The sequence below is a fragment of the Pseudomonadota bacterium genome (assembly GCA_008501635.1).
Classification (GTDB): domain Bacteria; phylum Pseudomonadota; class Gammaproteobacteria; order QQUJ01; family QQUJ01; genus QQUJ01.
In genome coordinates, this window is the sequence record QQUJ01000018.1 from 332,513 (window position 1) to 358,744 (window position 26,232).

24 protein-coding genes and 1 pseudogene are annotated in these 26,232 nt (G+C 61.8%); 16 read left to right on the forward strand and 9 right to left on the reverse strand.

Annotated features, from left to right (window positions below):
• On the forward strand, positions 1-987 hold the full coding sequence (locus tag DWQ09_11590) for an EF-P lysine aminoacylase GenX (GenBank protein KAA3627797.1): 987 nt from the start codon (positions 1-3) through the stop codon (positions 985-987).
• Here DWQ09_11590 and DWQ09_11595 read toward each other — a convergent pair whose 3' ends face one another.
• The 3 genes from DWQ09_11595 to DWQ09_11605 form a co-directional block, all read right to left on the reverse strand.
• A complete protein-coding gene (locus tag DWQ09_11595) occupies positions 988-2,163 on the reverse strand; it encodes a nitronate monooxygenase (protein KAA3627798.1) in 1,176 nt (391 codons plus the stop codon).
• A 160-nt stretch (positions 2,164-2,323) separates the two neighbouring features.
• Positions 2,324-3,130, reverse strand: coding sequence for a phosphatidylserine decarboxylase (gene psd / locus DWQ09_11600; GenBank protein ID KAA3628018.1), 807 nt, complete (start codon positions 3,128-3,130; stop codon positions 2,324-2,326).
• 207 nt (positions 3,131-3,337) lie between these two features.
• On the reverse strand, positions 3,338-4,153 hold the full coding sequence (locus DWQ09_11605; protein KAA3627799.1) for a sulfurtransferase: 816 nt from the start codon (positions 4,151-4,153) through the stop codon (positions 3,338-3,340).
• Positions 4,154-4,383: 230 nt separating this feature from the next.
• Between DWQ09_11605 and DWQ09_11610 the strand changes: the two genes are divergently transcribed.
• The 10 genes from DWQ09_11610 to DWQ09_11655 all read left to right on the forward strand — a co-directional run bounded on the left by DWQ09_11610 (position 4,384) and on the right by DWQ09_11655 (position 12,416).
• On the forward strand, positions 4,384-5,427 hold the full coding sequence (locus DWQ09_11610) for a hypothetical protein (GenBank protein KAA3627800.1): 1,044 nt from the start codon (positions 4,384-4,386) through the stop codon (positions 5,425-5,427).
• Complete coding sequence (locus DWQ09_11615) at positions 5,424-6,257, forward strand: oxidoreductase (protein KAA3627801.1); 834 nt, start codon at positions 5,424-5,426, stop codon at positions 6,255-6,257. Before DWQ09_11610 ends, DWQ09_11615 begins: the two co-directional genes overlap by 4 nt.
• On the forward strand, positions 6,254-7,045 hold the full coding sequence (locus DWQ09_11620) for a hypothetical protein (GenBank protein KAA3627802.1): 792 nt from the start codon (positions 6,254-6,256) through the stop codon (positions 7,043-7,045). Before DWQ09_11615 ends, DWQ09_11620 begins: the two co-directional genes overlap by 4 nt.
• Positions 7,042-8,337, forward strand: a complete 1,296-nt coding sequence (locus tag DWQ09_11625; GenBank protein KAA3627803.1) for a Ni/Fe hydrogenase subunit alpha — start codon at positions 7,042-7,044, stop codon at positions 8,335-8,337. The genes DWQ09_11620 and DWQ09_11625 overlap by 4 nt, the downstream gene beginning before the upstream one ends.
• On the forward strand, positions 8,292-8,834 hold the full coding sequence (locus DWQ09_11630; GenBank protein KAA3628019.1) for a hypothetical protein: 543 nt from the start codon (positions 8,292-8,294) through the stop codon (positions 8,832-8,834). The genes DWQ09_11625 and DWQ09_11630 overlap by 46 nt, the downstream gene beginning before the upstream one ends.
• Positions 8,824-10,185 (forward strand): sensor histidine kinase, encoded by a 1,362-nt coding sequence (locus DWQ09_11635; protein ID KAA3627804.1) that lies wholly within the window; start codon positions 8,824-8,826, stop codon positions 10,183-10,185. Before DWQ09_11630 ends, DWQ09_11635 begins: the two co-directional genes overlap by 11 nt.
• Positions 10,186-10,215: 30 nt before the next feature.
• Positions 10,216-10,617: a response regulator gene (locus DWQ09_11640; GenBank protein ID KAA3627805.1), complete on the forward strand. Its 402-nt coding sequence runs from the start codon at positions 10,216-10,218 to the stop codon at positions 10,615-10,617.
• A 164-nt stretch (positions 10,618-10,781) separates the two neighbouring features.
• Positions 10,782-11,207 carry a peptidylprolyl isomerase gene (locus DWQ09_11645; GenBank protein KAA3627806.1) on the forward strand — a complete coding sequence of 142 codons (426 nt, stop codon included), beginning with the start codon at positions 10,782-10,784 and terminating at the stop codon, positions 11,205-11,207.
• Between the two features lie 73 nt (positions 11,208-11,280).
• Positions 11,281-11,508, forward strand: a complete 228-nt coding sequence (locus tag DWQ09_11650; GenBank protein ID KAA3627807.1) for a hypothetical protein — start codon at positions 11,281-11,283, stop codon at positions 11,506-11,508.
• Positions 11,509-11,804: 296 nt separating this feature from the next.
• Complete coding sequence (locus DWQ09_11655) at positions 11,805-12,416, forward strand: DNA-3-methyladenine glycosylase 2 family protein (protein KAA3627808.1); 612 nt, start codon at positions 11,805-11,807, stop codon at positions 12,414-12,416.
• Positions 12,417-12,550: 134 nt separating this feature from the next.
• Here the strand turns inward: DWQ09_11655 and DWQ09_11660 are convergent, their stop codons facing one another.
• Positions 12,551-13,519 (reverse strand): DMT family transporter, encoded by a 969-nt coding sequence (locus DWQ09_11660; GenBank protein KAA3627809.1) that lies wholly within the window; start codon positions 13,517-13,519, stop codon positions 12,551-12,553.
• 84 nt (positions 13,520-13,603) lie between these two features.
• On the opposite strand from DWQ09_11660, the gene DWQ09_11665 reads away from it, so the two are divergent.
• Positions 13,604-14,503, forward strand: coding sequence for a LysR family transcriptional regulator (locus DWQ09_11665; GenBank protein KAA3627810.1), 900 nt, complete (start codon positions 13,604-13,606; stop codon positions 14,501-14,503).
• A 148-nt stretch (positions 14,504-14,651) separates the two neighbouring features.
• Positions 14,652-15,368 carry a hypothetical protein gene (locus DWQ09_11670; GenBank protein KAA3627811.1) on the forward strand — a complete coding sequence of 239 codons (717 nt, stop codon included), beginning with the start codon at positions 14,652-14,654 and terminating at the stop codon, positions 15,366-15,368.
• 30 nt (positions 15,369-15,398) lie between these two features.
• On the opposite strand, the gene DWQ09_11675 is transcribed toward DWQ09_11670, so the two are convergent.
• The 3 genes from DWQ09_11675 to DWQ09_11685 form a co-directional block, all read right to left on the reverse strand.
• Positions 15,399-16,022, reverse strand: a complete 624-nt coding sequence (locus tag DWQ09_11675) for a homoserine/homoserine lactone efflux protein (GenBank protein KAA3627812.1) — start codon at positions 16,020-16,022, stop codon at positions 15,399-15,401.
• Positions 16,023-16,032: 10 nt separating this feature from the next.
• A complete protein-coding gene (locus tag DWQ09_11680) occupies positions 16,033-17,583 on the reverse strand; it encodes a 2,3-bisphosphoglycerate-independent phosphoglycerate mutase (GenBank protein KAA3627813.1) in 1,551 nt (516 codons plus the stop codon).
• A gap of 288 nt (positions 17,584-17,871) precedes the next feature.
• On the reverse strand, positions 17,872-20,277 hold the full coding sequence (locus DWQ09_11685) for a phosphoenolpyruvate synthase (protein ID KAA3627814.1): 2,406 nt from the start codon (positions 20,275-20,277) through the stop codon (positions 17,872-17,874).
• 380 nt (positions 20,278-20,657) lie between these two features.
• On the opposite strand from DWQ09_11685, the gene DWQ09_11690 reads away from it, so the two are divergent.
• From DWQ09_11690 to DWQ09_11700, 3 genes and pseudogenes are all read left to right on the forward strand, one after another.
• The gene (locus DWQ09_11690; protein KAA3627815.1) at positions 20,658-22,586 is read left to right on the forward strand and encodes a molecular chaperone HtpG; all 1,929 of its coding nucleotides are present in this window, start codon (positions 20,658-20,660) and stop codon (positions 22,584-22,586) included.
• Between the two features lie 166 nt (positions 22,587-22,752).
• Complete coding sequence (locus DWQ09_11695) at positions 22,753-23,256, forward strand: DUF192 domain-containing protein (protein ID KAA3627816.1); 504 nt, start codon at positions 22,753-22,755, stop codon at positions 23,254-23,256.
• Between the two features lie 73 nt (positions 23,257-23,329).
• Positions 23,330-24,004 (forward strand): annotated as a pseudogene (locus DWQ09_11700) (alpha/beta hydrolase).
• Positions 24,005-24,240: 236 nt separating this feature from the next.
• Here DWQ09_11700 and DWQ09_11705 read toward each other — a convergent pair.
• Positions 24,241-24,822, reverse strand: coding sequence for a DUF302 domain-containing protein (locus tag DWQ09_11705; GenBank protein KAA3627817.1), 582 nt, complete (start codon positions 24,820-24,822; stop codon positions 24,241-24,243).
• 89 nt (positions 24,823-24,911) lie between these two features.
• Positions 24,912-26,120: a phosphoserine phosphatase SerB gene (gene serB, locus DWQ09_11710; protein KAA3627818.1), complete on the reverse strand. Its 1,209-nt coding sequence runs from the start codon at positions 26,118-26,120 to the stop codon at positions 24,912-24,914.
• Between the last annotated feature and the right edge of the window lie 112 nt (positions 26,121-26,232).

Consider the following 26,232-nt stretch of genomic DNA (forward strand, 5'->3'; position numbering starts at 1 on the left):
ATGGAGGGGCGCGATCCCTCCTTATGGCGGCCCGCCGCCGATCGCGAGCTACTGATTCAACGTGCCCGCCTGCTGCAACGCATCCGCCGGTTTTTTGCCACCCGGGAGGTGCTTGAGGTGGAGACGCCCGTACTCTCCAGCGCAGCCGCCGGCGAGCCTCATCTGCACAGTTTCGACACCCCTTATCATGGCCCGGGTGCACCGGCGAGCGGGCGGCTGTTCCTGCATACCTCGCCGGAGTTTCCCATGAAACGGCTCCTGGCTGCGGGCAGCGGCCCCATCTTCCAGCTTTGCAAGGTATTCCGTGATGGCGAGGCCGGGCGTCGCCATAATCCCGAATTCACGCTGCTGGAGTGGTATCGGCCGGGTCTCGATCACCATGCGCTGATGGATGAGGTGGAAGCGCTGCTGCGCGCGGTGGCGCTTGGCGATCCGCCCGCTCCGGCGGAGCGCCTGAGCTACCGCGAGGCGTTCCAGCGCTACGCAGGCATCGATCCCTTCGTCGCCCTTGAGCATCTCAAGGTCCACGCCGCAAGCTACGCGCCACCCGCGAGCGACGGCGAGTCCGATATCGATTACTGGCGCGATCTTATCCTGGTGCACGAAGTGGAGCCGCAGCTCGGCAGGGAGCGTCCCTGTTTCGTCCATCATTACCCCTCGACCCAGGCCTCTCTCGCGCGGCTGGATCCCACTGATGCCAGCGTCGCAGAGCGCTTTGAACTCTATTGGCGGGGGCTGGAGTTGGCCAATGGCTTCAACGAGCTGGCCGATGCGGCTGAACAGGCGCAGCGCTTCAAGGTCGATCGCCAGCGCCGGGAGAGCCTGGGGTTGCCGCCGGTCCCGGTCGACACGCGCCTGCTGGCCGCGCTGGAGAGCGGTCTGCCGCCCTGCGCCGGTGTCGCGTTGGGGGTGGACCGACTGCTGATGGCGCTGACCGGCGTCGACGATATCCGCCGGGTGCTGGCCTTTCCGATCGATCGCGCCTGATCAGGCCGGTCTGGCGTTGCCGCGGGGATCGATACCCGAAAGCAGGAGCTGCAGCAGGTCGCGCACCGAGCGGATTTCGTTGCCGAATGGCAGTGCTTCCGAGCCGCGGAAGAAGAGGCCACGCTCGACGTTGCCCTGCACCGCCGCCGCGAGCTGCGTATCGATGCAGAACTGGCCGGCCTGCGGATTGGCATCTTTCAGCCCGCAGTGGCTGAGGCACTCCAGGCTCATTGCGCAAACCGTCTGCCTGGGATTGACGCGTGCTTTGAGGCGCGCCTCGCGGCCAAGATACTTCTTCAGCCATGGCGTGAGTACCGCACGGGCGGGTAATCCTGCGGCACTGAGGAAGGTGACGATGTCTTCAGCCTTGGCCTCCGCCAGCACCCGCTTGAAATTGGGGTGAGCGTCGCCTTCGGCGGTCACCGCGAACGGTGTGCCGATCTGCGCGCCCCGCCAGCCATCAGCGATCAGTTTCTTCAGCTTCTCGAAGGAGTTGACCCCCCCGGCGGCGATCAGCGGGATGTTATCCAGCGCCACCTCCACCTGCCGGAACAGCCCTTTCAATTCTTCGATCACACGGGCGAAGAGGAACCTAGGATCGTTGACATCGGCGAGCTTGGGACTGCCCAGGTGGCCGCCGGCGTGGTGCGGATTCTCGATGATGATGGCGTCGGGCAGCCGGCCCTTGCGCTGCCACTTCTTCAGCACCGCCTTGACGCCGCGCTCTTCCGAGAGGATGGGGATCAGTGCCACGTCAGGGTAGTCGGCGACCAGGTCGGGCAGATCGAGCGGCAATCCAGCGCCCATGACGATGGCGTTGGCGCCGCTGGCGCAGGCCTGGCGCACCAGCTCGGGGTGCTGGTTGACCGCTTTCATCACATTGACCGCCAGGTAGCCTTTGGGGCCGCAGATTTCGCGGGCGTCGCGAATCTCCCGATCCAACGCCTCCAGATTTGCCGCATCCATCTCTGCCGCACTCTTACTGCGTCGCGTGCGTGCCATGAGATCGGGGTGCAGGCGGCGCAGATCGATGCTGGCGATGGTGCCGATCGCCCCCTCCCTGGCGACCGCCCCGGCCAACTTGTGGGCCGAGACACCGATACCCATTCCGCCCTGGATGATGGGCAGCAGTTTGCGGCCACGGATGACCAGTGAGGGCAGTGCGCTATTGATCATGACGGTTCGGTCTCAAGGCCGTTGGCAGGGCGGCCGAGCTGGGGCCGAGGAATCGGGTTTTTGATCTGCGTCAAAATACAGGAGGCGTGAATCTTAGCAGAGCGGATCAAAGCCGCGCAAACCATGGCTGTGGACCACCAGACCCCGGCGCAGCGCTGTTTCAGCCGGCTCTCCCGGGGGCCGTCGCGATCCGTTCACCGAGCGCGAGGTGCTGCCCCGGTTGGAGCAGCGACTCCCAGCGCAGTGCGTCGGGGCCGGTCAACACGATCACTGTCGAACCCATGTTGAAGCGGCCGATCTCCTCGCCCTTGGCAATGCGGCCGGGGCCGCTTTTTGGATCGTAATGCCAGCTGCGGGTACGTCGCCCCGGTGGAGGGGTGATCTCGCCTGCCCAGACGGTCTCGATGCTGCCGACGAAGAGCGCACCCACCAGCACCAATGCCAGAGGCCCCTGGTCGGTGTCGAACAGCAGCACGACCCGCTCATTGCGCGCGAAGAGGCCGGGCAGGGCGCGGGTGGTCGCCGGGCTGACGCTGAAGAGACGCCCAGGCACGTAAACCATCTCGCGCAGAGTGCCGTCGATGGGCATGTGGATGCGGTGGTAGTCGCGCGGCGAGAGATAAAGGGTGGCAAAACCGCCGTCGCGAAACGCCTGCGCACGGGTTTTATCGCCACCCAGCAGATTCACCACGTCGAAGTGTTTGCCTTTGGCCTGGAGGATGGCACCGTCCTCCAACCGGCCCAGTTGACTGATGGTCGCATCGACCGGGGAGACCAGCACATTGTCGCCCGCGGCGATCGTGCGTGCCCCGGCGCGCAGCGCGCGCGTGAAAAAGTCATTGAAGGTCCTGAAGGCATCGGGGTCCTGAATCTCCGCTGCGCTGAGGTCGATCTTGAACCTGCGCAGAAAGAACCGGATCAGGCCTTTGCGGATCAGCCGGTTGCGGCTTCGCGCCAGCACATGCATGCCGCGCGACAGCAGGTGGTGCGGCAGTAAGCGCTGCGGGATCGCCTTGCAGTGATCGATCAGCTGGGCTGGTTCACCGGCAGGGGTGTCGGATGCTGAGTCGGCGTCGTTCATGCGGTTGCGTGGTGTGGGCCCAAGGGCACAAAAACGGCTGCGATTGTGTCAGCTTGAGCGCCGATTATCCAGGCATGACACCGCGATAGGGATCTATTCGATGGGGAGGTCGGGGGTGTTGCCCCATTCGGACCACGAACCCGCGTAGGCGCGCACCCGTTCATAATCCAGCGATTTGAGCACGATGTAGAGGTGGGCGGAGCGGTGGTGGGTCTGGCAGTAGACGATGATCTCGCGGCTCGGGATGGCGCCGCGCACCTCCAGCATGTCGCGCAGCGTATCGCTCGCCTTGAGCCGCAGGTTGCGCTGGCTGTCCATGGTCTCGGTCCACTCCAGGTTGACCGCGCCGGGGATGTGGCCGCCGCGGGCTGCAAACACCTTGGTACCCCCGTACTCGGCCGGGGAGCGCGCATCGAGCAGTTTCACCTCGGGATCGTTGAGATGGTTGAGCACGTACTCCCTGGTGGCCAGGGGTGCGTCGTTGAGTTCTACCGGATAGCGTGCAAGATCACGCAGCACCGTATCACCGTTCAGCGGGTGGCGTTCGTTGGCCCAGGCGTGTAGACCGCCGTTGAGCAGCGAGTAGCTGGTGTGACCCGCCAGCTCCAGTGTCCACAGCAGCCGCGCCGCGCGCCCGCCACCCTCGTCGTCGTAGGCCACCACATGCGTTTCCGGGGTGAGCCCAATGCCGGAGAAGAGCGCGGTGAGACGCCCGGCATTGGGTGGCAACCCCATGGCCGGCTTGCGGGGTTGAATGAGTTGACCGTAATCAAGGTGAATCGCGCCGGGGACGTGATACTGGTGGTAAACCTCGGGTTTGCACAGATCCACCACCAGTAGTCCGTCACTGCCCAGGGCAGCCTCCAGTTGGTCGGGTTCGACGATCAGGGGCAGGTCGGAAACATTCATTGACACATCCTCGGTACGATCAGCTTACCCGCAATGATCAGGGTCGATGGAGCAAGAGCGATGGGGTGTTGCGAAAGAGCGCATATTCTACCGTTTTTGTCAGGTAGCGGTAAGGCGCGCGCGCTTGTGGTTGCGGTGGCGGTTCGCCTACATTGGTAGTTTATGGAGAAGTCGTTGACGGTACGAAAGACAAACAGGACACGGCGTACGGCGTGGTCTGAGGGTGCGTGGTGAGCGGTTTTCGCAGCTCCCGCCAGCAGGTGTCGGGTTGGCTGCGTCGGCTTGCCGAATCCTATACGGTCCATTTCCCGCAACCCGAGGGAAGTGCCAACTGGAACTACCACCCATTGGCTCCCGAGAGCGCGGTGACTCTGGCGGGCTACCGTCCCACGATCATCCCGCCGGGCCGGCATCTGATGCCCGACCAGGAGGTGCTGTTTGGCTTTCGTCGTCGCCCCGAGGGGGGTATTGAATTCATTGAGATGCCGCCCGCGCCGTCGCAGATCATTGCCGGGGTACGCCCCTGCGATCTGCGCGCCATCGTGCAGATGGACGCGGTACACGCCGATCCACCCAGCGATACCCACTACCTGCGCCGTCGCGCCGCCACCCGTATCATCGCGTTCAATTGCCTGCAACCCTGCGATGATCGCGCATTCTGCGCAGCCACCGGCGCCTTGTCGCAGCGCGAGGGGGCCGATTGTTTCGTCACGCTGATCGGCGATGAAGCGGTGATCGAAGCGCTCACGCGCGCGGGCGAGTCGCTGTTGGAAGCCGCCGGTTTCGATTCCTGCGAGGATGCCGTCGCGCGTCGTCAGGCTGCCGAGGCCGGTCGCCCGCAACCCTTCGGCCGCCAATTGGAGGCGCCTGCGCAGCAGATGCCGGAATTGTTACGCAAGGCGTACCACTCGCCTGTCTGGGCGTACTACGCTGAACGCTGCTTTTCTTGCGGCACCTGCAATCTGGTCTGCCCCACCTGTTACTGCTTCGAGGTGTGCGATGAGATGGCGCTGGGCGGCCAATCGGGCCAGCGTACCCGCACCTGGGACGGCTGCATGGTGCCCGGGTTCGCGGAAGTGGCCGGCGGCCACAACTTTCGCGCCGCAGCCGCCGAGCGCCAGCGCCACCGTATCAAGCGCAAGTTTGAATACCTGCCCGAGCGCTTTGGCCTGGGGAGTTTCTGTGTCGGTTGCGGGCGTTGCGGTCGCCAGTGCACCACCGATATCGATATCTTCGACATGGTCAACGACATCGCCCGTGAGGCCTGCGGATGAGTGCGCAACCCACTGATCTTTATCGCCCGCAAGTGGCGCGCATCGCCGAAGTGCGTGAACTGACCACGCGCGAAAAATACTTCCGACTCGAGCTGGAACAGCCGCTCAAGCACAAGCCGGGGCAGTTCGTGATGGTGAGTCTCTTCGGCATCGGCGAGTGCGCCATCTCCATCACCTGCGGACCGCATGCTCGGCCGGAAGTGGAGCTGGTGATCCGGCGCGCCGGCAACGTGACGGGCGTGATTCACGGCTACAACGTGGGTGATGTCGTCGGCATCCGCGGTCCCTTCGGCAATGGTTTCGATCTTGACCGGTTTGCCAGGCGCGAGCTGGTCGTCGTTGCCGGTGGCCTGGGTCTGGTGCCGCTGCGTTCGTTGTTGCAACCGGTGGTGGCGGATCGTCTGCGCTTTGGATCGTTGACGCTGGTCACGGGAGCGCGCACACCGGCCGAGACGCTGTTCCGCGACGAGTTGACCGCCTGGTCGAAGATCGACGGAGTCACGGTGATCGAAACCGTCGACCGCACCGAGCACCAGCCATGGAACGGGCGGGTCGGCCTGGTGACGGGACCCATCGGTGAGTTGACGCTCGATCCTGCCAATACACGCGTTGTGTTGTGCGGACCGCCGGTGATGTACAAGTTTGTACTGCTGGAGCTGGCGCAGCATCACGCGATTCCTGCGCAGCATATCTACGTCGACCTGGAACGGCGCATGCGTTGCGGCGTCGGCAAATGCGGTCACTGCCAGATCAATGAACTCTATTGCTGCCAGGATGGACCGGTGTTCCGCTACGCCGATCTGGCCAACTATCCGGAGGCGCTGTCATGAGCGCCATGAAGCCCAAAATCGCCTTCTTCGATTTCGCCAGTTGCGAAGGTTGCCAGTTGGCGCTGCTCAATTGCGAAGACGTACTGCTGGAACTGTTGGAACATGTCGAACTGGTGGAGTTTCGCGAGGCGATGAGCGAAAAGGCACCGCGCTACGATATCGCCTTCATAGAAGGCAGCATCCATCGCGAAGAGGATGTGGAACGGCTGCACGACGTTCGCGCGCGTACCAGATATCTCGTCGCCCTGGGTGCCTGCGCCGACACGGGTAACGTGCAGGCGCGCGCCAACGCCGTTGCGCCGGCGGTGAATTTTCAACGCGTCTACGGCGAAGAGGCGCGCAACAGCGTACAGGCCGACGGTAACTACTGGCCGTTGTGGGCGCACACCCGCGTGCGTGCCGTGCACGAGGTGGTGGCGGTCGATTACACGCTGCGCGGTTGTCCCATGGTGGCGGAGGAGTTTCTGCGGCTGGTCAAGGCGCTCATCAGCGGGCAGATCCCGCGCTTTCCCGCCAATGCCGTGTGCGTCGAGTGCAAGAAGAACGGCAACGAATGCGTCTACGATCGTGGCCTCGCCTGTCTCGGCCCTATTGCCTACGGCGGTTGCGACTCGGTCTGCATCAACGGCGGTCACGTCTGCGATGGTTGCCGTGGCCTGTTGCCCTACGCCAACGTCGATGCGCATCGCGATCTTCTGCGCAGCATGGGCATAGGCGATCGCGCGATTCTGCATCGCTACAGCCTGCATTGCAGCAGCGACGCGCGCCTCAAGGGGTCGGCGCAATGAGCGGCACCCATCGCATTCACATCGAACACGTGACCCGCGTCGAGGGACACGGCAGTATTCGCATCAACACCCGCGCAGGCGTGGTGGAAGAGGTGAAGCTGGAGGTCGTCGAGGCCAACCGCTTTTTCGAGAGCGTGGTGCTCGGAATGCCGGCGCAGGATGTGGCGCAGACGGTGAGCCGCATCTGCGGCATCTGCTGCGTCGGGCATCAACTGGCAGCGTTGAAGGCGGTGGAGGCCGCGCTCGGCATCGTCCCCAGTACACAGACCATCCTGCTGCGCAAGCTGCTCAACGAATCGCAATTTCTACAAAGCCATTCGCTGCATCTCTACTTCCTCGCGGTGCCCGATTTCGTCGGCACCAAGAGCGTGTTGCCGCTCGCCAGTTCGCATCCCGAGCTGGTGCGCCGCGCGTTGAAACTGAAAAAGCTCGCCAACGATTTCACCGCAGTGATCGGCGGGCGCACGCTGCACCCCATGACTCCCGCACTGGGTGGATTCCGCAAATGGCCGGCGCAGGATGCCCTGGCCGCTATCCGCCGCCGCCTGGCCGAATCACTGCCCGAAGTACAGACCATGGTGGAGTTCATGAGCGACCTGAAACTTCCCGAACTGGAGCGCGAGACCGAATACGTCTCATTGAAGCACCCCGACGAGTACGCCCTCTATGACGGCACGATCCACAGCTCCGATACCGGCGAACAGGTCGCCGTGGCCGACTATCGCCAGGCGACCAACGAGTTCACGATTGCACACTCCACCGCCAAATGGGCGCGCTGGCACCGCGACAGCTACATGGTTGGAGCGCTGGCACGGATCAACAACAATTTCGCGCAACTGCGACCCGAAGCGCAGGAGGTGGCCATGCAGCTGGGGATCAAGGTGCCGAGCTACAATCCCTATCAGAACAATCTCGCGCAGTTGGTGGAACTGGTTCACTGTACGCACAACTCGCTGGCAATGCTTGACGAGGTGCTGGATGGAAACTCTGAATCGGCACCACCCGCGGTTAGGGCAGCGGCAGGTTGCGGCGCCGGCGCGGTGGAGGTGCCACGCGGCGTGCTGTTCCATGAATACGGCTTCGACGACGATGGTTGCTGCATCAGCGCCGATGCCGTGATTCCCACCAGTCAGAACGTCAACAACATCGAAAAGGATATGCACGCCTTCGTGCCGCAACTGCTCGGCAAGGTGGAAGAGGGGGAACTCGCCCACACCATGGAGATGCTGGTGCGTGCTTACGATCCCTGCATCTCCTGTTCGGTGCATCTACTGGAGGTGGAGTTCGTTTGACGGCGGGTGATGATGCTATCCGCTTGATCGTCGCGGGGCTGGGCAACCGCGCGCGCGGCGACGATGGCATCGGGGTGCACCTGGTGGAATCGATGCGATACACGCTGCCTCCTGGAGTGGAAGGTGTGGTATGGGAGGGCGCCGACGCCTACACGCTGGCGCAGGAGTTGATCGAGCGTGAGCGGCCGGTGCTGTTTGTCGATTGTGCGCAGATAGGGGGTGCTCCGGGGACATCGCGCTGGTGGGCGGAAGCGACGGCGAACATGGTTCTGTCTGCCGAGGGAAACTCGACGCATGGCTTGACGCTGGGTGACGGCATCGATCTGGCGCGTGGCCTGGGGTTCGGGCAGCCGCTCTACTTCTTTGGCGTGCAACCCGCGAGCATCGGCCACAGTCTGCATTTGAGCCGGGAAGTGCGGGAAGCCTATGCAGTGTTGGAGCAATCCTTGCTGAGTACCATCGACGCCTTGCTGATAAGTATCGAGCGTGAGCACTGAATCGATCATCTGCTGCGTGCAGGATGTGCACACCCGCGAACTGGTGGACCGCATCGGGTGGGCCGTACGCCTGCGCTGGTTTTTTGTCGTCGCCTGCTTTGTCGCCGCAGGATTCGCAGCGCTGCCGATGGCGCCCTTGAATCTGGAGCCCGGCTATTTTCTAGCGGTTGGTGGTGTATTGCTGTTCGCCAATCTTTTCTACCGCTGGCAGGCGCATCAGGCCAAGGTGCGTTGTCCGGGCACCGGCGATCTGCGCAGGCTCTGCCTGCTGCAGGTGATGGGTGACTACATGGCGCTGGCGGTGGTTGCTTACGCGCTGGGTACCGTCGAGACTCCGGTGCTGTTTCTGGTGTTGCCCAACATCATCGTCGTGGCGCTCTTTTTTACACCGCGCCAGGGTTTGGCGGTGACTGTGACGGCGTTACTCATGGTCACTTCGCCACTGCTGTTGGAGACGGTGGGTGTGCTGCCCGAGCGTGTGTTGTTTGCCTCGCCGCTCAAGCGCCTGTTGCTCGATCAACCTCTGGCTCTGGCGGCCTTTCTCGGTGTGCTGGTCGCCTGCGTATTGGTCTGTTGGTATCTGGTCAGCGTGATCACCGAACGCCTGGTACACAATGAGCTCGAGCTGGAACAGAGTTACGAGCAGATGGTGCGCCTCGACGAAGAACGAACACGTGCCGTGCTGCGCGGCACGCACGAACTCAAGGCACCGCTGGCGGCGATCAAGAGCTACGTATTCACGCTGCGCGACGGCTACGGCGGAGAGTTGCCCGACAAGGCGCAGAAGATTGTCGAGCGCATCGGACGTCGCTGTGACCGGCTGCTGGCCAAGATTACCGATATCATGCGCCTCAGTAACCTGCGTACCTACGTCTACACCGGTACGCAGTTCGAGAATGTGGATCTGCTGGAGGTGATGAGTCAGTTCGTCAACGAAGCCGAAGAGCTGGGGCGCACGCGCAATGTCACCATTGGGCTGGAAAACCGCATTGATGGCAGCGCGCTGGTGCGGGCGACGCGTGAACATCTGCACACGCTTTTCTCCAACCTGTTGGCGAATGCTGTTCAATACTCGCACGACGGAGAGCAGGTGATGGTCCGCTTGCTGACCGCGGAGAAGCGCATCGTCGTCGAAGTCGAGGATCACGGCATCGGAGTCCCGCCCGATGCGCGGCAAAGCATCTTCGATGAGTTCTACCGCGCGCGCAACGCTGCTGCGCATCATGAGGGTGGCACCGGGTTGGGTTTGCCCATCGTCAAGGCCACCGCGCGGGTGCTGGGAGCGACGGTGGAAGTGCTCGATGCTCACCCGCAGGGGAGCGTGTTCCGCGTCACGCTACCGACGGGGTGATGCGAAATTCCTGGAAAGAGGGGTAATGCCATGGCGCGCATACTGATCATCGACGACGATCTCGACATCATCGACAGTATTACTTTGATCCTCGAAGGGCACGGTCACCAGGTCGTTGCCAAGACCGATACCGAGGGTCTGAGCGAGTGCGTCAAGGCGCAGCATCCGGATCTGATACTGCTCGACATCATTTTTCCTGACGATCCTCAGGCGGGTTTCAAAGCGGCACGTGAACTGGCGAATGACGTCGATCTACGGGCGATTCCCGTGCTGGTGCTGAGCGCAGTCAACGAACGCACCAATCTCGGCTTCAGTTTCTCAGAACGCGATATCAGCGATGATTTTCTGCCGGTGCAGGGTTTTCTTGAGAAGCCTGTCGAGCCGCAGGTGCTGCTGGAGAAAATCCGGGCATTGATACCGGTTGGCGGGTGATCGATTCGCCATGCGGCGCCATGCGAGCTATCCTAAAGGGGCACCGAAAATGCGCCACCGGTTCAATTCAGTCCCGCGGTCGTTTAGAGCCCCGTGCGTTGTCGTACGCTGTTTTGAGTTGATCTTTGCGCTTTTTCACTGAATCCTACAACTGGAGAGATTTCATGGCACAAGCAGCGGCGGGCGATTCTGTCCGTGTTCATTACACTGGCCGACTGAACGACGGCACCGTGTTCGATTCTTCCGAAGGGCGCGACCCACTCGACTTTACGTTGGGGTCGGGTCAGGTGATTCCAGGCTTCGATGAGGCGGTTACCGGCATGACGGTCGGGGAGAGTGTCACTATCACCATCGAACCGGAAAACGCCTACGGCGAACGGCGCGAAGAGATGGTGCAGCAGGTTCCGCGTTCCGACATCCCCGACGACATCGATCTCGCCGTCGGTATGCAGCTCCAGGCATCAGGCCCGCAGGGTGATATCGTCGTGACCGTCATCGAGATGTCGGACGAAACGATCAAACTCGACGCCAACCATCCGCTGGCTGGCAAGGCGTTGACCTTCGATCTGCAACTGGTTGAAATTGGTTGATTGCTCGACTCAACAGCGCATAAATTTATAGATTAAGGAGTCGGCCCTGCGGCCGACTTTTTTTATGCACCGCATGGAGCCTGCTGGCAGCGCAGGCGATGATTTTGATGTCCCTGCTCGCTGCGACAGGGAGTTGTTCAGGGAGAACGGCACCGTACCGCCGACGATTTCAGAAGAGATGTTACCGGGAAACGGTACTCTGTTCCTGGGGTCTGGAGTCACTCGCAACCGACAGCAAATGGAAAAGGTTGCGCTCGATGAGCATGTGGAATCCAGGAAAGGCCCCGTTTCCCGGCCGTGATTTGGCATTCAACTGTTTGCAGTTTTTCGTTTGCCGAAAACAATGAGAGGGGGGTGGTATAGCCATGGCAAGTGTCGAGCCATCGCACCGCAGTTGCCACGCAACAAGCGGACCCACGCGACCGGCCACGCCGGCGCGAGAACCGGTGCGTGGAGCACTGCTTTTTCGCTGCTGCAGCCCAGGAAACAGCTATCCTTCGAGGGGTGTCGCAGCTTGCAACAGAACTTGTGCGACCAGTGATCGGACCTCCGCCCTGGATCGGGAGCAATAGTTCAACGCCTTTTGGCAGTCATCAAATGGACAAGCGAGTCATACAGAGGGGCATGACCGCGCTGGCGCAAATCGACCCCCAGGTCGCCGGGGCTTTTGCGCGGCTTGGCCCGCCCCAACCCCGCCTGCGCCCCGCCGGTTTCGAAACCCTCTTTTCCACCATTGTCAGTCAGCAGATTTCTACCGAGGCCGCGCGTGTCATCTCGAGGCGCGTGAAGGCGTTGTTGCCGGAGGTGTCAGCACCGGCACTGCTCGGCGTAGATACCGAGGCGTTACGAGGCGCGGGGATGTCGTACCGCAAGATCGAGTACGCCAGAGGTCTGGCGAAAGCGATTGTTGAAGGTCGTTTGGACGTGGACGGACTGCCGAAACTATCCGATGAGGATGCTATCGGCGCTATCACCGCGTTGCGCGGTTTCGGCCGCTGGAGCGCGGAGATCTATCTGATGTTTTCATTGCGGCGCCGCGATGTATTCCCGGCGGACGATCTGGCGTTGCAGATTGCCTTGGGACGGCTGAAGGGATTGGACGGCAAGCCGACGCCCAGGCAGGCGCGGGAGTTGGTGGCGCATTGGGCACCGTGGCGCAGTGTCGGTTCGCTGTTCCTGTGGCACTACTATCGGGGTGCGCCGGCTTAGAAAGATTGAACTTTTAGGAAATCATCTCTTCGCCGGCAAGCTTTTTGAACGGCATTCCCGCGCAGGCGGGAATCCAGGTAATTGGCCACATGGGTCCCGGCGTTCGCGGGGATGACGGATGGAATTACCCCGTGCTACGGACAGGTTTCGTTTTTGGCGGAGCGGCGTTGTCGAGCAGAGATCCAACGGCGCAGCGCAGCCTTCCACGCACCGGGTCCCGAGAGGACACCCACGCTGACGACCAGCATCCCCAATCCGATCCACTGCACCGGCGCCATTACCTCATCCAGTAACCACCAGGCGACGGCGACCGTGATCACCGGTCCGGAGAGGGTGATCAGGCTGGTTTGAGAAGCGCCGATTCGGCGGATGCCTTCGAACAACAGGAAGAAGGGCAGCACGGTGCAGAGCACGGCGATCAGGCTGCCCCACTTCAGGGTCTCGGCGGATGGCCAGCGTTGCGGTGGATCGACGATTCCCGCGTAGGCCACCATCAGCACCAGAACCACAATGTTGTAGAGCGCGGTAAAGCGCATCGAGCCCATGCGGGTCATGACCACCTGGCTGGTGACCAGGAAGGCGGCGTAGGCAACTGCCGAACCCAGCGCCCACAGGACACCCAACCATTGCGCCTGATCCAGCGCGTCGGGACCGTTCGGCATCACCACCAGCCAGAGTCCGGCATAGACCACGGCAAAGAGCACGACGTGACCCGCTGGCGGCGGGCGGCGATCACGCAGTGCAGTCAACAGGATGACGAAGATCGGGAAGGTGAAGAGGATGATGCGCGACAGCCCCGCGCCGATGCGCTCGATGGCCGTGAAATCGCACAGTGTCGCCACGAAGAAGAGTGCCCCAGCGATCAAGCAGCCCCGCCACCCGTCGCGATCCAGCCGCCCAAGGCCGCCGGGTGCCGCGATGCGGGCGATCAGGAGAAACAAAGGTGAGGCGATGACAAAGCGCAGCAGCAGGAGTTCGGTGACGGTTGCCCCGTCGAGATAGGCGAAGCGGGCGAAGATGCCTTTGAAGGCGATGGCAGCGGTGGCGATCGTGACCAGCAGGATGGCCGCGCGCTGCGGGGAGAGGGAGGTGTCGTGGTGCATGATGAATCAGTCTAGTCGCGCCGAGATATCAAACAATGGCAATCTGACTCTATCAGCTATGCGTATCGCTGATATCATTGCGCCATGAATCTCACTCATCTGCGCAGCTTCGTACACGTCGCCGAACTGGGCAGCCTCAGCCTGGCCGCCGAACGGCTGCGGGTGTCGCAGCCGGCCCTGAGCCGTCAGATCCATCTGCTGGAAGAGCATCTCGGCGTCAGCCTGCTGCATCGTACCGGCCGTGGCGTGGTGCCCACCGAGGCGGGCGAACGGCTGCGCGACAGCGCCTACAGCCTCTTTGAGGATATCGCCAAGGTGGAACGCGACCTTGGCAGTCCCGGGCAGGTAGGTGGGCGCCTCAGCGTCGGCATCCCACCCAGCGTCAGCACCGCTATGGCGGGAGAGTTGGTGGAGGGTTACCGAGCGAGATATCCCGAGGTGTCGCTGCAGATCATCGAAGACCTAACCGGCGCCATCCAGGACGGGCTGCTGGGTGGTCGGTTGGATCTGGGGATTCTCTATGAGGGCGCGCTCAGCGCTGGTCTGCAGACCGAACTGTTGCGGATCGAAGCGCTGGAGTTGATCGGACCGCCCGATGCCGGGCTGTCAGCCGCTACCCCGGTGCGTTTCGAATCCCTGGCCGCGCTGCCGATGATCCTTCCCGGCTACCGCCACGGACTGCGCGCCATCGTCGAGCAGTCCGCGTTCCGCGCCGGGGTGCGATTGCAGACGGTGATCGAGGCCGATTCGTTGCGCATGCTGCTGGATTTCGTGCATCGGGGATTGGGTTACACGGTATTGTCGCGTGAGGTGTGCGGTCCGCTGCTCACCGCCGGCGAACTCACCGCCGCGCCCATCGATGCGCCGCCGTTGCGTCGTACCTGGGTGCTGGCGTGGCGTAAGGAGGTGGTTCTGGCACCCGCAGCCGTTGCAATGGTGCAAGCCATAAAACAGCTGCTCATAAAGGGCGCTCCGGCACAGTGAGCGAGCACGGGACGTTATCGGGTTATTTTTTTGCTATAAAGTTCGCAGCTGTGCTGGTCGTTTAATAGTGATCAAGCGCCAAACGATGTCTTACGAATAGCGTTGGAGGAGAATAACGGCGTCGCGTTGGACTGCATCCGGAATCCATTTGCTCATCAGTGTTGGTATCGCGCTGCTGTTTGTGACGCTGATGCTGCTGATCTGGTATCCACAGCCCTATTTCAGGGCGAGTGGAGCGGATCAGTTGCTGACGATTCTCATCGGTGTCGATGTCGTGATCGGCCCACTGCTGACTCTGGTCGTTTTCAAATCGGGTAAGAAAACCCTGAAGTTTGATCTTGGTGTCATTGGTTTTCTGCAGATCGCAGCGCTTGTCTACGGCGCATCGATCGTCTGGCAGGCCAGACCTGTTTTCTTGGTGTTTGCGGTGGATCGGTTCGTACTGGTGGCAGCCAATGAACTGTCTGACGAAGATTTATCACAGGCCGAACTCCCCCAGTTCAAATCATTGTCCTGGACCGGCCCACGGGTGGTCGGTACCAAACGACCCACGACTATCCAGGAACGGAACCAGTTGCTCTTCTCTTCGGTGTTCGAGCAGAAAGATATCGATCGCATGCCCAAGTACTACATTCCTTTCGAGGAGCAGGACGGGGATTTACATAATAGAGTGATCCCCCTGGACAAGTTGCTCTCAAGAGATGCTGGAACACGCGATCTGATAACGCGTGCGTTGCATAAAGCGGGTCGCGAAAAGGATCAGGTAGGTTATCTGCCACTGCTGGCGCGAAAATTCTATATGGCGATGCTTGTTGACAAAACCAGCGGTGTACCCTTGAGCGCAGTTCATGTCGATCCGTGGTAGTGCTGTTCGGTCTTTTGTTTCCCGGTTCGTTCACCGGCGGTTATCGGTACTGGCGAGCAGTAGCCCCGCGCCGATCAGCACACCGCCGGTAATGCGGTTCTGCAACCGTACCGCCTTTTCATTGCGCAGCAGCGAACGCAGGCGCGAGGCGAGGGTGCTGTAACCGGACATCACCGCGACATCCACCGCGATCAGGGTTGCGCCGATGATGGCGATCTGTTGCGCCTGATCGGCATGCGGATCGATGAATTGCGGCATCAGCGCCACCAGAAAGACCAGCGACTTGGGATTGGTGAGATTGACCAGCACCGACTCGAAAAAGGCGCGACGATGCGAAAAAGCGAGTGTGACGCGGCCCAGTTTCAGCTCACCGCCTTCGCGCCATTTGCGGAGACCCAGGTAGATGAGATAGCCCACCCCGATCCACTTCACCGTCGTGAAGAGGGTGACCGAGGCGGCAATCAACCCGCCCAGGCCGATACCAACGACAACGATCTGGGTGATGAATCCACACTGCAGGCCGAGCACCGCGGAGAAGGCATTGCGCGCCCCGTGGGTCAGACCATAGCTCATGGCGGTAACCGCACCGGCGCCTGGCGAGATACTGATCGCCAGGGCGGTGAGCAGCATGGTCAGCCAGGTATCGAGCGGCATGGTGCGGGTATCAGACGACGCCGGTTCGCGTGGCCTCGGGCTGACCGGCAGCCACCAAGAGTGACTCGCCGGTCATGGTCGTCGGGATCTCCAGGCCCATGAGCTCCAGGATCGTGGGTGCGATGTTGGCCAGCCCGCCGCCGTCGCGCAATGTCCAGGGGCGATCGTCCACCACCAGGCAGGGAACGGGAAACAGCGTATGCTGGGTCTGCGGATTGTTGGTGACAGGATCGACCATCTCCTCGCAATTGCCGTGGTCGGCGGAGATCAACGCCGAGAAACCGTGCGCTACGGCGCTGTCGAGCAGCCGGCTCACCTCGTCGTCAACGGTGCGTACCGCTTTGAGGATGGCTTCGCGTACTGCGGTGTGACCCACCATGTCGCAGTTGGCGTAGTTGACGACGATGAAGGCGTAGTCGCCGCTCTCGATCGCCGCGATGCAGGCGTCGGTGACCTCGTGCGCGCTCATCTCCGGCTGCAGGTCGTAGGTGGCCACTCTGGGTGAGGGGATCATCACCCGCACCTCGCCGGGCACCGGCGCCTCGTGACCGCCGTTGAGGAAGAAGGTGACGTGGGCGTATTTCTCGGTTTCCGCGCAGTGGAACTGCTTGAGGCCGGCGTTGCTGATGATCTCGGCGAGCGTGGTCTGCGGCACCTCTTTTTCGAAGGCGACGGGTAGCTTGAATGCCGGGTCGTACTCCGTGAGACACGTGACCACCACCGGCTGAAAATCACCTCGGTCGAAAGCGTCGAATGTGCGCTGACTCAGCGCGGCGGTCATCTGCCGGGTGCGGTCGTTGCGGAAATTGAAAAAGATGACCGGATCGTCGGCGCTGATCGGTGTCGCGGCGCCGATCACGGTCGGCACGATGAACTCGTCACTCTCATCGCGGGCGTGGGCATCATCGATGGCCTCGCGTGCGGTTGCGGCAGTGCGGCCTGCGCCGTTGACGAGTGCACGAAAGGCGAGTTCGGTACGCTCCCAGCGCTGGTCGCGATCCATGGCGTAGTAGCGACCGGAGACGACCGCAATGCGGCCACCCGCGGCGGCAAGCGCTGTCTCCAGCGGCGGCAGATAATCCTGCGCGCACTTCGGTGCCGTGTCGCGCCCATCGGTGATCATGTGCACGACGGGGATTCGGCCCGCTTTGCCGACCATCTGCACCAACGCAAGCAGATGGTCGATGTGACTGTGTACGCCGCCGTCGGAGACCATTCCCAACAGATGGACGTTACCGCCCGGTGGCGCGGCATTGATGGCGGCGTTGAGCGTGGTGTTCAAGTACAGCGAGCCGTCGGCGATGGCGTCGTCGATGCGCACCAGGTACTGGCGAATGATGGAGCCGGAGCCGATGGTCATATGCCCCACTTCGGAGTTGCCCATCTGCCCCTCCGGCAGCCCCACCGCACGGCCCGAGGTCTGCAGCTGGGTGTGCGGGTAGCGGTCGAACCAGGCGTCGAGCTTGGGCGTACCGGCGATGGCGATGCCGTTGCTGGTTTCATCGGGATTGATCCCGAAGCCGTCGAGGATGACCAACAGGGTGGGGTGGATCTGGGGCATTAAAAAATCCTATGCGGGCGAATTGCCGACTATTCTACTGGAGATTCAAAGACCTTACTCGCGCAAAGACGCCCCACACCGTCATTCCGGACGTAGCGCAGCGAAGATCCGGAATCCACAACGTCGGGTTACGCTGCGCTAACCCGACCTGCATAGCAAGGGAGATTGTAGGAGCGGCGGAAGCCGCGAATGACTGCGGAGATTGCCAGATCTCGTTCGCGGCTTCCGCCGCTCCTACGGTGAAGTTCTTTTCCTTTGCGCTCTTGGCGACTTGGCGGGAGAAACAACTCAACTCGCCTTTTTACCCAAGCGCTTCTCCTCTTCCAACACCACACCGCTCATATCGAGCACGCTGTCGGGGTTGAGCGAGAGTGACTGGATGCCCTGATCCACCAGCCAGCGGGTGATCTCGGGGAAGTCCGAGGGCGCCTGACCGCAAATCCCAATGTACTTGCCGTTGCGGTTGCAGGCGGCAATCGCCATGCCCATGAGTTTGCGCACCGCTTCGTCGCGTTCGTCGAAGCCGGTGAGGATGCCCGAGTCGCGATCGACGCCGAGTGTGAGCTGGGTCAGGTCATTGGAGCCGATGGACATGCCGTCGAAGTGCTCCAGGAACTGGTCGGCCAACAGCGCATTGGAGGGAATCTCGCACATGATATAGACCTCGAGTCCGTTCCCGCCGCGTTCCAGCCCGTTGGCCTTCATCACCTCGAGCACCTTCACGCCTTCGTCGACGGTGCGCACGAACGGCAGCATCAGCTTGACATTGGTAAGGCCCATGTCATCGCGCACCCGTTTCATCGCCGCGCACTCCAGCGCGAAGCACTCGGCGAAGTCGGCGGAGTAGTAACGCGAGGCGCCGCGATACCCGATCATCGGGTTCTCTTCATCGGGCTCGAAGGTGGTACCGCCGATCATCGCCGCGTACTCGTTGGATTTGAAGTCGCTCATGCGCACGATGACCGGCCGCGGGTAGAAGGCGGCGGCGATGTTGCTTACCCCCTCGGCCAGTTTCTGGACGAAGTAGTTGGTGCGATCACCGTAGCCGGCGACGATGGCGTCGATCTGTTGCCGCACATCCGCCGGGACGCGGTCGTATTCGAGCAATGCGCGCGGATGCACCTTGATGGTGTTGTTGATGATGAACTCGAGCCGCGCCAGACCCACGCCGTCGGCGGGCAGCTTGCTCACCTCGAAGGCGACTTCGGGATTGCCGACGTTGACGTAGATCTTGGTCTTGGGCTTTTCACGGTTGCCGAGGTCGATGCGCTCGATGGAGTACTTCTGCAGGCCCGCGTAGATCATGCCGTTGTTGCCTTCGGCGCAGGAGATGGTGACGTCCGCCCCCTCTTCCAGCACCTGGGTGGCGTTGCCGCAGCCGACGATGGCGGGGATGCCCAGCTCGCGGGCGATGATGGCGGCGTGGCAGGTGCGCCCGCCGCGGTTGGTGATGATCGCGCCGGCGATTTTCATCACTGGCTCCCAGTCGGGGTCGGTCATGTCGGTGACCAGGATCTCGCCGGGCTGCAGATCGGTCATCTGCTCGGAGTCCATGATCACCCGCACCCTGCCGGCCGCGATCTTCTGCCCGACGCTCTTGCCCTGGCACAGCACCTTGCCGCGGGTCTCCAGTTTGTAGATCTCCTGATAGGTGCCATTGTCGGTGGACTGCACCGTCTCGGGGCGGGCCTGGACGATGAACAGCTCGCCGCTCTGGCCGTCTTTCGCCCATTCGATATCCATGGGCATGGCGCGGCCCGTTTGCTGCGAGTAGTGCTTCTCGATGGTCACCGCGTAACGGGCGAGCTGCAGCACCTCGTCGTCGCTGATCGAGAACTGCTGGCGTTCCGCGGCCGGAACTTCGACGTTCCTGACCGGGTTGTCGGCCCGCGGATCGTCGGAATAGACCATGCGTAGCGCCTTTTCGCCCAGGTGGCGGCGGATGATAGGGCGCTTGCCCGTCTCCAGTGTCGGCTTGAAGACGTAGAACTCGTCGGGATTGACCGCACCCTGCACCACGTTCTCGCCCAGGCCGTAGGCGGCGGTGATGAAGACCGCGTCGCGGAATCCGGTCTCGGTGTCGAGGGTGAACATGACCCCTGAACCGGCGAGGTCGGAGCGCACCATCTTCTGCACGCCGATGGAGAGCGCGACATCCATATGAGTGAAACCCTGGTGGACGCGGTAGGAGATGGCGCGGTCGGTAAAGAGCGAAGCGAAGACCTTGCGGCAGGTGGCGACCAGCTGTTCGGCGCCGCGGATGTTGAGGTAGGTGTCCTGCTGGCCGGCGAACGAGGCACTGGGCAGATCCTCGGCGGTGGCGGAGCTGCGTACCGCCACGTCGGGATTGTCGCCGTACTCGACGGCCAGCTCACCGTAGGCGGCGACGATCTCGTCGGCCAGCTCCTGCGGCATCTCACCCTCGAGCACCCACTGGCGGACCTGTCTGCCGGTGGCGGCCAGCGCTCTGACGTCGTCCACGTCGAGCGCTTCCAGCACCTCGGAGATGCGTTCGAAGAGCTGGTTGTGCTGCAGATAGTGATGATAGGCGTCGGTGGTGGTGGCGAATCCGTTTGGTACCTTGACTCCCTTCCCCGACAAGGCGCTGTACATCTCGCCCAGCGACGAATTCTTGCCCCCCACCAGGGGTACATCCTGCATGCCCAGTTCAGCGAACCGTTTGATGTAGCGCATCGCAATACCCTCCGTAGCCTAAGACCAAGAAAATCGAATGATGCCGTGCTCTGATTCTGTACCTTGTTGGCGGTAGATACGAGGGCCGGGTCATGGGCAAGGGCCGGGGGTGCGCGGGCTTGTGGGTACTGCCGGTAAGGACGCGCTGGGGAGGCTTTGTCAATGGTGCAGGGTTTGACGCCGCTCTTGTGGGTCCTCTTGCCGGAGAAGGGGTGATTTTAAACACCCGCCGATTGTGCTGCAACTGCACATTTTCAGCAGAATATGGTCCCATCGGTGGCGATTGGGGGTTGAAAAGTGCCAAACGAACCCCAACTATCTGCCCGAGCTGAATCAATAATCCTGCCTAATCTACCTTTGACCAAGGAGTTTGAGTACCCATGAGTGTAGAAGCCCACAAGGAGACCCTGGATTTTCAGGCTGAAGTGCGTCAGTTGATGCAGCTGATGATCCACTCCCTCTACTCCAACAAGGAGATCTTCCTGCGGGAGCTCATTTCCAACGCCTCGGATGCCGCCGACAAGCTGCGTTTCGAGGCCCTTGCCGACGATGCCCTGTTCGAGGGTGATGCCGACCTCAAGATCCGCATCGACTACGACAAAGAGGCCCGCACCATCACCGTGCGCGACAACGGCATCGGCATGAATCGCCAGGAGGTGCTGGACAACCTCGGTACCATCGCCAAGTCGGGGACCCGCGAATTCTTCAAAGCGCTGACCGGCGAGCAGGCCAAGGACGCCGAGCTGATCGGCCAGTTCGGCGTCGGCTTCTACTCCTCGTACATCGTCGCCGACAGGGTGGTGGTGACCACGCGCCGCGCCGGCCTCACCGCCGAGCACGGCGTGCGCTGGGAATCGGACGGCGAGGGCACCTTCTCCATCGAAACCGTCGACCGTCCCCAGCGCGGCACCGAAGTGGTGCTGCACCTGCGCGAGGGCGAGGATGAGCTGCTCACCAGCTACCGGTTGCAGTCGATCATTCGCCGCTACTCCGACCACATCAGCCTGCCGATTCTGATGCGCAAGGAGGAAGAGGATAAGAAGACCGACGAAGAGGAGACTATCAATCAGGCCTCTGCACTATGGCAGCGGAATAAAAAGGACGTGAGCGACGATGAGTACAAGGAGCTTTACAAGCACATCGCCCACGATTTCGAGGAACCGCTGGATTGGGTGCACAGCCATGTCGAGGGCAAGCAGGAGTACACCTCGCTTTTCTATATCCCGAAACGTGCGCCGTTCGATCTGTTCGATCGCGAGCAGCGCCACGGCGTAAAGCTCTACGTGCGGCGCGTCTTCATCATGGATGACGCCAAGCACCTGATGCCGAGTTATTTGCGCTTCGTGCGCGGTATCGTCGATTCGGCGGATCTGCCGCTCAACGTCTCGCGCGAGATCCTGCAGCACAACAAACTGATCGACTCCATGCGCTCGGGCTCGGTCAAGAAGGTGCTGGGACTGCTGGAGGGCATCGCCACCAACGATCCCGAGAAGTATCAGGCGCTGTGGAAAGAGTTCGGCCGGGTACTGAAAGAGGGGCCGGGCGAAGACTTCACCAACAAGGAACGCATCGCCAAACTGCTGCGTTTCGCTTCGACCCATGCCGATACCGAGGAGCAGAATGTTTCGCTGGACGATTACATCGGCCGCATGAAAGAGGGGCAGGAGAAGATCTACTTCATCACCGCCGAGACCTTCCTCGCGGCCAAGAACAGCCCGCATCTGGAGGTCTTCCGCGACAAGGGTATCGAGGTGTTGCTGCTCTCCGATCGCGTGGACGAGTGGCTGGTCTCGCACCTCGACGAGTTCGGGGGCAAGTCGCTGGCATCGGTCACGCGCGGCGAGCTCGACCTGAAGGAACTCAGCGGCGGGGTCGAGACCGCGGGCAAGAAAAAGAAGGTTTCGCGCAAGGAAAAAGACTTGATCAAGCGTATCAAGGGGGTGCTGGAAGGCAAGGTAAAGGAGGTGCGCGCCACCGAACGCCTGAAGAATTCACCCGCCTGCCTGGTGGTCGACGAGACGGATATGAGCGCCAACCTGGAGCGCATGCTGAAGTCGCTGGGGCAGAGTGTAGGCGGCAGCAAGCCGATTCTCGAGATCAATACCAGCCACCCCCTGGTCGAGGGACTGGCGCAGGAAAAAGAGGATGCGCGTTTCGGCGATTGGGCCAACATACTATTCGACCAGGCGCTGCTCGCCGAGGGCGGTCAACTGGAAGACCCGGCCGGATTCGTGCAGCGCTTGAATCAGCTGCTTCTGGAGTTGGCCGGCAAGCCGGGCGTTGCTGAAGAAGCCGGTGCGGACGGGTAGAAATTCGCCGTTAACGCAGAAACAGAAACGCCGCGCGGAGTCGCGGCGTTTCTGTTTGCGCTAAGCTGATGCCGAATCGCGTGGCTCACGGCGTTCACGCCGCGAGCCGCCGCTGAGCTGACCGTTTAACACCGCGTACGCCAGGCGGGTATTGGATCGATCCCTCATGAGCCCCTGCAGAATCGTTGTCGCGTCCTTGATCGTAGGGCTGCTGCTGGGCGGTAGCGCACACGCTCAGGGCACAACGCAGGTCACTGCGCAGGGGCGCGCGCTCGCCGAGTCATTCGGCCGTGGCGAGGTGGCGATCCGCACCACCGCAGGACGTGAGGAGCGCTTCGACGTGTTTCTGGCCATCGATCCCGTGCAACGCGCCCGTGGCCTGATGTTTGTCCAAGCGCTCCCGGACACGGTCGGCATGCTGTTCGTGCACCCACACGAGCACGTTGTGATCATGTGGATGAAAAACACACCGCTCCCCCTCGATATGCTGTTTGTCGACAAGGGCGGGCGCATCGTCCACATCGCCCGCGGCACCACACCCTACTCGCTGGGCAGCATCAGTTCGCTCCGCCCGGCGATCGCGGTTCTTGAAATCAATGCCGGGCTGGCGGAGCGTCTGGGAATTCAAGTCGGCGACCAGGTCCTCCATCAGTTCTTCGCTGCGCCCTGAGCGAGGTTGCTCCGGGGTGGTGCAGGCTGCGCCGAGCTGCTTCACTTGACCCGATCACCACGATGGAATCGTCATGTCGTACTACGTTCTGGTTCACGGAGCCGGGCACGGGGGATGGTGCTGCGCGCGGCGGGGCGCGAGGCATCCGCCGTCGCTTTGACCGGAGCGGGCGCATCTGATCAATGCCGATATTCGACTCGCGACGCACGTCCAGGACGTGTTGAATCTGATTCGCAGCGAGGAGCCGGACGAAGTGGTGCTGGTCGCGCACAGCTACGCGAGAATGGTGATCACCGGCACGGCAGACACGCTGGAGCGGGAGTGTCCGGGGTTGATCCGGCACCTGATCTACGTGGATGCCGTGGTGCCCAAGCCGGGGGAGCGTTGGAGTAGCCGGCATCCTGCGGAGATCATCAAGGGTCGCATCGAGGCTGCCCGTCAAAGCGGTGGGGCAGCCATACCACCGCCGGATGCGCAGCTCTTTGGCTTGCAGGGTGCCGACCGGGAGTGGGTGAGCCGGCGCCAGACACCCCAGTCGGTCGGGGTCTGCCAGGATCCCTTGTCATTCGATATCCGGCGTATCGCGCAATTCCCTCGCACCTAGAACCTATCTCAGAATCCCGCGCGAGCTGTGATTGATGTTATGCGTCGGCGCGTACGCGAGGAAGCGGGCTGGAACGTGGTGGAACTGAGAACTGGCCATGACCCGATGGTGAGCGAGCCCGAAGAGCTGACCGCGATATTGCTCGCCGTTGAGGTGTGCAGCGAAACCGTCGGTGTGCTGTGTCAGCGAGCCACCCGCGGTCGCGGCGGATCGCCGGCAACGCTGCAAGCTTTGAGGGTCAGAGATTGTTGTCGCATTGCCATTCCCGTGCAGGTGGAAGTTCGGGGTTCAAGGCGCGATGACAAGCGGATCGCCGCTTGCGTGGGGTGATGGTGAAAACCGAGTGTCGCAGATAAACCGCTGATCGTGCTGGAGGTCGCTCAGAACGGCTCCATGCCCGCCTTAATCGCGCTGATGATTCTCTGCTCCATCTGTTCGCCAAGTTCTTTGGCTTTCGCGCTGGGCTCGTGCTGGACAAGATAGCTCGGCCGGATGGTAATGACGGTAACCTTCCGCGGTGCTGCCCGCGTCGTATAGGCAACCAGTTTGAAGGGACAGAGAACCGCGAGATCGATATCGGTATTGATCGCGTCCAGGTTGAACAGGAGCGAGCAGAAGTGCACGGCCTGGACATGATCGAAGCCGATGGTGTTCCAGCGCATCTCCCCGAGCGCCTCCTTGTTGCGCTCCAGTGCTCCGGAGAGATTTTGCTCGCTGGTGATGGTGAACTGATGCGTTTCCAGCCCGAACTTGATGGCATCCAATACCTCGGCAAAATCGCCGGTGGTGTGGTGTTTCCACAAGGCTGGATTCCGCGTATCCGCTGCCGTACCCAGGCCGCTCATGAGACTTGCAATCAGGAGCGTCGGAATTGCTGCAAATATTGGTCGCCACATGGCCACCACCTCCTCTGTACCGAACGATGTGGATTTCTGCGCTAGCGGCTCCTCGATACCCGCCACTATGCTTGAGTATAGATTGGTTTTGCGGCAGGGAATGCTTTTTCAGGGTGCTCAGTGCGAGGTGTTGCGGACCGAGCCGGAACGCATGCTTAGTTCAGTATCTCGTAATCCCGTAACCCGATCAGATAGAGAATTCCGTCCAGCCCGAGCGTGGAGATGGCCTGCCGGGCGTTGGCTTTGACGATGGGTTTGGCGTGGAAGGCGATGCCGAGTCCGGCGGCTTCCAGCATCGGCAGATCGTTGGCGCCGTCACCCACCGCAATCACCTGCTCGAGGTTGATGTGCTCCTTGACCGCGATCTCCTTGAGCAGTTCCGCTTTGCGCTGGCCGTCGATGATCTCACCGGCGACCCGGCCGGTTACCCTGCCGTCGGTGATTTCCAGCTCGTTGGCGTAGACGTAATCAATACCGAGTTTTTGCTGCAGGTGCTGGCCGAAGAAGGTGAAACCGCCCGAGACGATGGCGGTTTTGTAGCCCAGCGCCTTGAGATTGGCAAACAGCCGTTCGGTGCCTTCGGTGAGTTGCAGTCGCTGCGCGATCGTTTCCAGCACGCTGGCGTCGAGACCTTTAAGCAGCGCCAGGCGTTGGCGAAAGCTCTCCTTGAAATCGATATCGCCACGCATGGCCGATTCGGTGATGGCCGCAACCTGTTCGCCGACACCGGCCTCCTTGGCGAGTTCATCGATAACCTCATGCTGGATGAGCGTCGAGTCCATGTCGAACACCACCAGCCGCCGATTGCGCCGAAAGACGTTGTTGCGCTGGAAGGCGATATCGACACCTGATTCGTGAGAGATCTCCATGAACGCCGATTTCATGGTGTGTTCGTCGCGGGGTTCGCCGCGCACAACCAGTTCAACGCAGCGGCGGTGTTGATCCAACGCCGGGTCGAGCGGCACGCGCCCCGACTGGCGATGGATTTCGTCGATGTTGAGCCCATGACCGCTGATCACCTTGGCGACGCGTGCCATGTGATCGGGAGTGACTTCGCGACCGAACACAGTGATGACGTACAGTGATTTTCCGCGTCCGCCGACCCAGCGCAGATACTCGTCGTCGTCGACCGGCGTGAAGCGCGCGTTGAGCCCCGCCTTGTGCAGGTGGAACAGCACCTCTTTAAGCACCCCGTCTTCGCCCGGCCCGATCTTGACCAGCATCGCCAGCGACAGGGTGTTGTGGACAACCGCCTGACCGATATCGAGGATTTCCACATCGAATTGGGCCAGTACCTCCATCAGCGAGGCGGTCAGACCCGGGCTGTCGTCGCCGGAGATCTGGATCAAGACGATGTTGTTCATGCCATTCCTGGACGGTTCGCACTGGTTAGGGCGGGGATGATAGCAGCAAGGGCTTGGCGTTGAAACGCAGAGGATACCCAAGGATGGGGGGGTGTAACGCAAAAGTGCACAA